The following is a 5,878-nucleotide window of genomic DNA, read 5'->3' on the forward strand; positions in this document are numbered from 1 at the left end:
CAACGCCGACCACACCGGCACCTCACCGGCCGACCGCGCACCATACGCAGCCACCACATCCCGCAACAACGGCCGCAACGAGAAACCGTCACCGGAAATGTGATGCAACACCAGCACCACCACATGCTCGGCGGCGGCGCCGTCGACATCGAACAGCGCGACCCGGAACGAAATCTCCTGGGTCACATCGAAATACCCGCCCGCGAACTCGGCGATCCGGCCCGGCAGGTCCGCCGCGGCGACCGGTTCGGCGGCGACCTCGATGGTAACCGCCGAGGTCGGCAGCACCCGCTGGTAGCCGACGCCCTCGAGTTCCGGGTAGACGGTGCGCAGGGTTTCGTGCCGCGCCACCACATCTCGCACGGCCGCGTTCAGCGCGGCGGTGTCGAGGGTGCCGGTCAGCTTCAGCACGACCGGAATGTTGTTCACGGCGGTGCGGTTGTCGAAGCGGTTGAGGAACCACATCCGTTGCTGCGCAGGCGACAACGGCACCAGCACCGCCGACCCACCATCGGGCAACGTCACCGCCGCCGGACGCTCACGCGCCACCAACGGCACCCGGGTACCGGCATCCGCCTGGGACTCCAGCCGGGCCGCCAGCCCCGCCACTGTCGACACCTCGAACAGCAACCGCACCGGCACCTGGGTCTCCAGGGTGGCCCCCAACCGCGCCGCCACCTGCGTCGCCAGCAGTGAGTTACCACCCAACCCGAAGAAATCGTCGTCCAAGCCCACCGGGGTATCGAGCCCGAGCACGCCGGCGATCGTCTGCGCGACCGCCTGCTCCACCATCGTCGCCGGCGCACGGAACATCGCCGCCGCGAACGACGGCACCGGCAACCCCCGCCGATCCAGCTTTCCGGAGGCGTTGAGCGGGAACGCCTCCAGCACCATCACCGCCGCGGGCACCATGTACGCGGGCAGACGTCGCGCCACCTGCGCGCGCAGCGCGTCCGCGTCCACCACGACGTCACCGGCAGGCACCACGTAGCCGACCAGCTGATCGCCGAGACGCTCATCCGACCGCACGACCACCACCGCCTGCGCCACCGCCGGCGACGACAGCAACTCCGCCTCGATCTCCCCCAGCTCGATCCGCAGCCCACGCACCTTGACCTGGAAATCGGTGCGCCCCAGATACTCCAGCTCACCCACACCGGACCACACCACCAGATCACCGGTGCGATACATCCGCTCACCGACCGCGAACGGATCCGCCACGAACCGATCCCCGGTCAGATCCGGCCGCGCCACATACCCCCGCGCCAACTGCGCACCCGCCAGATACAACTCACCGGCCACACCCACCGGCACCGGACGCAACCGCGCATCCAGCACATACACCCGCGTGTTGAACACCGGCGCGCCGATCGGCACCGCGCCGGTATCGGCATCGGTGACCTCGTGATAGGTGACGTCGACGGCGGCCTCGGTGGGACCGTACAGGTTGTGCACCCGCGCACCGGTCAACGCGCGCAACTGCTGCGCGACGGTGCCGGGCAACGCCTCACCGGAGGCGAAAACGTTGGTGAGACTTGTGCATTCGGCGACCTTGGGTCCGGCCGCGACGAACACGGCCAGCATCGACGGAACGAAGTGCGCGACGGTGACCCGCTCCGCGACGATCAGTTCCGCCAGATACACCGGATCGCGGTGGCCGTCCGGCTTCGCGACGACCAGCCGGGCCCCGACCTGCAAGGGCCAGAAGAACTCCCACACCGACACGTCGAACGTCGCCGGGGTCTTCTGCAACACCACGTCGTAGGCGGCCAGCCCGTACTGGGCGTGCATCCACACCAGCCGGTTGACGATCGCGTCGTGGGCGACCGCGACGCCCTTGGGCCGCCCGGTCGAACCCGAGGTGAAGATCACGTACGCGGTGTTCGACGGCCGCAGCGGCGCACGCCGATCCACATCCGTCAGCGGTGCATCCGAATACCCTGACACGTCGAGCAGATCGATGCGAACCTCGGCAGGCCCGGCCACAACCGATGCCCCCGGTGCACCGGCGGCATCGCCGTCCGCCGCATCACCGAAAAGCCCGGTGCCCGAGGTCAATACACACACCGGCCGCGCCGTGTCCAGAATGTAGCGGATCCGCTCGGCCGGATGATCGGGATCCAGCGGCACATACGCACCACCGGCCGCCGACACCGCATACATCCCCACGACCAGATCCAGCGAACGCCGCATCCCCAGCGCCACCAGCGATTCCGGCCCCACATCCTGCCCGATCAGCCACCGCGCCAACCGCCGCACCCGCCCCGCGAACTCGGCATAGGACAGACTCGTCCCCTCGAACGTGACCGCGAGCGTCTGCGGACTCCGCGCCACCTGCGCCTCGAACAACGACACCAGGGTCGCGGCGGCGTCGTCGGACACCGACGGCAGCGCCGCGTCCAGCGGGAATTCGGTGTCGTTCCACTGCTGCAACACGAGCGCGTGTTCGAGCTCGTCGAGCAACGGCAGATCGCCGACGCATTCGGTCGGATCGGAGGCGACCGCGTCCAGTACGCGCAGGAATCGCTCGGCGAAGATGGCCGCGTAGTCGTCGTCGAAAAGATCTGCGGCGTAGGTGAGTTCGGCCGACATCCCGATGCCGTCGGTCTCGCTCAGCGTCAGTTGCAGATCGAACTTGGCGGCCGGTTGGTCGAGGTCGAGGGCGGTGACCGCGAGACCCGGCAGTTCCAGGGCGGTGCGGCCGAGGTTCTGGAACGACAGCATCACCTGGAACAGCGGATGCCGCGCCTGCGACCGGGCCGGGTTGAGCACCTCCACCAGCCGCTCGAACGGCACGTCCGCGTGCGCGAACGCCTGGAGGTCGTGCTCGCGCACCTGCGCGAGCAGTTCGGCGAAACTGGCGCCGGAATCGACCCGGGCGCGCAGCACCAGGGTGTTGACGAACATGCCGACGAGGTCGTCGAGGGCGCGGTCACCGCGGCCCGCGACGGGGATGCCGACCGCGATGTCGTCGGTGCCGGACAGTCGCGCCAGCAGAGCGGCGAAAGCGCTGTGCACCACCATGAACAGCGTGGTGCCGTGCGCGTGCCCGACCCGGTTGAGCGCTTCGATCAGGTCGGCGGGGACCTGGAACCGGTGGGTCCCGGCGTGATATCCGGCGACGGCGGGCCGCGGCCGGGTGGACAGCCGCAGCTCGTCCGGCAGTCCGGCCAGCGCGTCCTGCCAGTAGGACAGCTGCTGCGCGATCAGCGAGCGCCGGTCATCCTCGGATCCGAGGACATCCCGTTGCCACAGTGCGTAATCCGCGTACTGCACGGGCAGCGGCGTCCAGCCCGGTTCGGAGCCGGCGCTGCGGGCGACGTACGCGGTCATCAGATCCCGCACCAGCGGCGTCATCGAGAAACCGTCGGTGGCGATGTGGTGCACGACCACGACCAGTACGTGTTCGGTCGCGTCGAGCCGGTACAGCCGCAGCCGGGCCGGGGTCTGCTCGGTGACATCGAAACCGCGGCCGGCGAATTCGTAGAGCGCCGGCAGCAGTTCGGCACCGGTGAGTTCGACGATGTCCGGCTCCGGGATGGCACGGCCGGACGGCAGCACCTGCTGGTAGGCGATCCCGTCGTGCGACGGGTAGATCGTGCGCAGCGTCTCGTGCCGGGTCACCACGTCGGCGATCGCGGCGCGCAGCGCGGCGAGATCCAGTCTGCCGGAGAGCCTTACCGCTGCCGGAATGTTGTAGGAGGCCGCGGCGGCCGAGCCGCCCGTCCTTACGGCGGCCGAGCCGTGCGTCCCTGCCGCGGCCGACCCCGCCGTGGCGGAATCGCCGAAATCGGCGTCGAAGCGGTTGAGGAACCACATCCGCTGCTGCGCCAGCGACAACGGCGGGTGCTCCGGTCGCGGACGCGCCGTGAGCACCTGCCGCGCGATGGAGCCCTCGTGCGATTCGACCCGGGCGGCCAGAGCGGCCGGCGTGGGCGCCTCGAACACGGTCCGGACACCGACCTCGGTGCGCAGCGCGGCCGACAGCCGCGCGACCAATTGCGTTGCGACCAGCGAGTTTCCGCCGAGCTCGAAGAAGTCGTCGTCGACGCCCACCCGTGTGGTGCCGAGCAGTTCCGCGAAGATGCCCGCGACGATCTCCTCGATCGGCGTGGACGGCGCGCGGTATCCGCCCACGGCGAACACCGGCGCCGGCAGCGCCTTCCGGTCGAGCTTGCCGGAGGCGTTCAGCGGGAACTCGTCGAGGACGACGATCCCGGCCGGAATCATGTAGGCCGGAAGTGATTGCGCGAGCGCGGCTTTCACCGCGTCGACGGAGATCACCGCGCCGGGCTCGCGCACCACGTAGCCGACGAGCTGATCGCCGGAGTGCGCGTCGTGACGGACCACCACCACCGATTGCGCGATCCCGGGCTGCCCCAGCAGGGCGGCCTCGATCTCGCCGAGTTCGATCCGCAGGCCGCGCAGTTTCACCTGGAAGTCGGTGCGGCCCAGGTAGTTCAGTTCGCCGGTGGCGGTCCACGCCACCAGGTCGCCGGTGCGGTACATCCGCTCACCGGACTCCCAGAACGGATCGGCCACGAACCGGTCCGCGGACAGGTCCGCGCGGCCGAGGTATCCGCGCGCCAATTGCGCACCGGCGAGATACAACTCACCGGGCACGCCCGGCGCCACCGGGTGCAGCCGCGCGTCGAGGACGTACACCCGGGTGTTCCACACCGGCCGGCCGATCGGCACGGTGACCGTATCCGCGTCCACCACTTCGTGATAGGTGACGTCGACGGCGGCCTCGGTGGGGCCGTACAGGTTGTGCAGACGGGTGCCGGTCAGCGCACGCAACCGCTGGGCGGTGGCGGCGGGCAGCGCCTCGCCGGAGGCGAAGACCTGCCGCAGGCTGCCGGTGGACGACTGCGCCGCTGTCGCGTCCAGCGCCGACACGAACACCGACAGCATCGAGGGCACGAAATGCGCTGTGGTGACGCCGTGTTCGGCGATGACCCGGGCCAGGTACACCGGATCCCGGTGCCCGTCCGGGCGCGCGATCACCAGTCGCGCGCCGGTCTGCAAGGGCCAGAACAACTCCCACACCGACACGTCGAAGGTGGCGGGGGTCTTCTGGAGCACCACGTCGGCGCCGGTGAGCGGGTACTCGTGCTGCATCCACAGCAAGCGGTTCACGATCGCCGCATGGGTGACGGCCACGCCCTTCGGCCGGCCGGTCGACCCCGACGTGAAAATCACGTAGGCGGTGTGGACGGGCAGCAGCGGCCCGCCCCGTTCCGGGTCGGTGAGCGGAGCGTCGGAATATCCGCTCAGGTCCAGCGAGTCGATCTCCAGGACCGGAAGGTTGTGGCCGGTGACGAAGTCGTCGCGGCCGGTGGTGAGGACCGCCGCCGGCCGCGCGGTGTGCAGCACGTAGTCGATGCGGTCGGCGGGCTGGTCGGGGTCGAGCGGCACGTAACCGCCACCGGCCTCCAGCGTCGCGTACACCGCGACCAGCAGGTCCAGTGACCGCCGCATCGCCACGGCGACAAGCGATTCCGGCCCGACACCCAGGGCCGCGAGCCGCCGCGCCAGCCGGTGCACCCGCGCCGCGAACTCCGCATACGTCAGCTGCTCACCCTCGAACACCAGCGCCACCGCGTCCGGCGTGGCCGCGGCCTGCCGCTCGAACAGCGACACCAGCGTGTCCGGGCTACCGGGCCGTCCCGGCACCATCGCGGCCCGGGAACCCTTGCCGCCCTTACGCGAACGCTTCCCACCCGACACCTGCGCCGCGCCGGGCAGTACATGATGGGTGTCGTTCCACTGGGTCAGCACCCGCGCGTGTTCCGCACCGGACAACACATCGATATCACCCACCGGCGCCTCCGGATCCGCGACCACCGCCGCCAGAATCCGATCCAACCGCGCCGCG

General features: G+C 70.0%; 1 protein-coding gene. It reads right to left on the reverse strand.

Features of this window, described 5'->3' with window-relative positions; all coding sequences use genetic code 11:
- Window positions 1-5,878 (reverse strand): non-ribosomal peptide synthetase (locus NRB56_RS38000; RefSeq protein WP_153349224.1); only part of this gene is annotated, 5,878 nt, incomplete at both ends.

The organism is Nocardia aurantia (genome assembly GCF_009604425.1).
In the GTDB taxonomy this organism is placed as follows: domain Bacteria; phylum Actinomycetota; class Actinomycetes; order Mycobacteriales; family Mycobacteriaceae; genus Nocardia; species Nocardia aurantia.